Genomic DNA, 1,741 nt, shown 5'->3' on the forward strand with positions numbered 1-1,741 from the left:
CCCGCGCGCCCCCCGGCCCCGCGTCCACCCCCAAACAAAACAGAGCGACCGCTCAACCCGCCCCCCTCTCTTTTGGCACCCCCCCGCCCCCCCCCCCGTCCCCTACTCCCCCGGCCCCCCGGCATAAACCCAGAAGCCCGCGCGCCCGCCATATTCGGGTCCAGTCGGGACGAAATTGTGGAGCGGCATGTGAATTCGCCGGGACGCACGAGCGCTTCGATGAACCGACTTCGGCGGCCATCCCTCATTCCTATGCTTGTCACAGGGATCCAGCAGCGCCATGTCCACGGCGCAGGCGGCTCGTTCAACACGTCAGAGAGTCACTCACGGCGCCGGCACGGCGCCGACGCGCCGTGGTGGGATTGCTCTGAAAAACACAGGGAATGAGGCGCGCGGCAGAGGACGGCGGGTATTGAACCGCAGGGTTCAAGGCGGCGGTCGACATCGCTGCGGAGGACGGTGGCGCGGTCCCGTTCCGGTACGGAATCCGCAAATGACACAGACCGCACTGCGAAAGGTAACATTTCGTCAAGTGTTTGAATCTTTGGCGTTTCCGGGCTTGCGTCAGCGCATGCCACAATATTGCCGCTTGCTTTTTTCCCGAAATGCTGTCACCAATTGCAGCACTCGGGCATTAGCATGCCGGTGACTGGACAGATGTGGTAAAGCCTTCCGTTGCGGAAGGCGGCGCGGGTAACCCCCGCCTGCGTAGACGTTCTTTCCCCGTACGTGACTTCTCCGACTGACCCTTCGTTCCGGTCTAACGGGACGAAAGCTAAAGCCGTCCGCTTCCTCTCGGGGGCGCGGATACCAGACAGACTAAGGGAAAAGGACTATCCCACATGGCCACCAAAGGCGTCGTAAAATTCTTCAACCAGGACAAGGGTTTTGGTTTCATCACTCCTGACGGCGGTGCAAAGGACGTATTCGTCCACATCTCCGCTCTCCAGGCATCCGGCATCCAGTCGCTGCGCGAAGGCCAGCAGGTCACTTTCGACACCGAGCCGGACCGCATGGGCAAGGGCCCGAAGGCCGTCAACATCTCGGCCAACTGATTGTAGTTTCTGCCACGGCAGGAATGAGAACGGCGCCTCCCAGGCGCCGTTTTTGCTTTGGGCCTCAGGCGCTCAGCGCCTCCTTGGCACCGGAAAAATCCACCGCCGCAAACGCGGCCGCAATCACCTCCGGCCCGGCGCCTGCCTTTGCCGCATCGCTCGACAGAATCTGCCGGTAACGCCTTGCGCCCGGGATCCCGGTGAAGAGCCCGACCATATGCCGCGCCACATGCTGCAGCCGCCCGCCGCTTTCGATATGCCGCACGGCATAGGCCATCATGCGGTCGCGCAGCCCGTCCCAGTCCGGCTCGGCCGCCGCAGTGCCGAAGAAGCGGTGGTCGAGATCCGCCAAGATCCCCGCATTCTGATAGGCCGCCCGCCCCAGCATCACGCCATCGACATGCTCCAGATGCGCCGCTGCCTCGTCCAGCGTCTGGATGCCGCCGTTGATACCGATAAAGACCTCCGGCCACCGCTCCTTCATGCGATAGACGATGCCGTAGTCGAGCGGTGGGATCTCGCGGTTCTCCTTCGGGCTCAACCCTTTAAGCCAGGCCTTGCGCGCATGGATCCACACGGCATCGGCACCTGCGTCCAGCACCCGCGCCAACAGTTCCGGCAGTGCCTCTTCCGGCTCCTGCTCGTCCACGCCGATCCGGCATTTTACCGTGACCGGTACCTTGGAG

The 1,741-nt window shown here is 63.3% G+C and carries 2 protein-coding genes; one reads left to right on the forward strand and one right to left on the reverse strand.

Features of this window, described 5'->3' with window-relative positions; genetic code table 11:
* Positions 1-842: 842 nt before the first annotated feature.
* Positions 843-1,055 (forward strand): cold-shock protein, encoded by a 213-nt coding sequence (locus C9413_RS31835; protein ID WP_018900054.1) that lies wholly within the window; start codon positions 843-845, stop codon positions 1,053-1,055.
* A 64-nt stretch (positions 1,056-1,119) separates the two neighbouring features.
* On the opposite strand, the gene C9413_RS31840 is transcribed toward C9413_RS31835, so the two are convergent.
* Positions 1,120-1,741 (reverse strand): tRNA-dihydrouridine synthase (locus C9413_RS31840; RefSeq protein WP_170251511.1); only part of this gene is annotated, 622 nt, incomplete at its 5' end.

Origin of the sequence: Rhizobium sp. SEMIA 4085, from assembly GCF_013004495.1 — a bacterium.
Classification (GTDB): Bacteria; Pseudomonadota; Alphaproteobacteria; order Rhizobiales; family Rhizobiaceae; genus Rhizobium; species Rhizobium gallicum.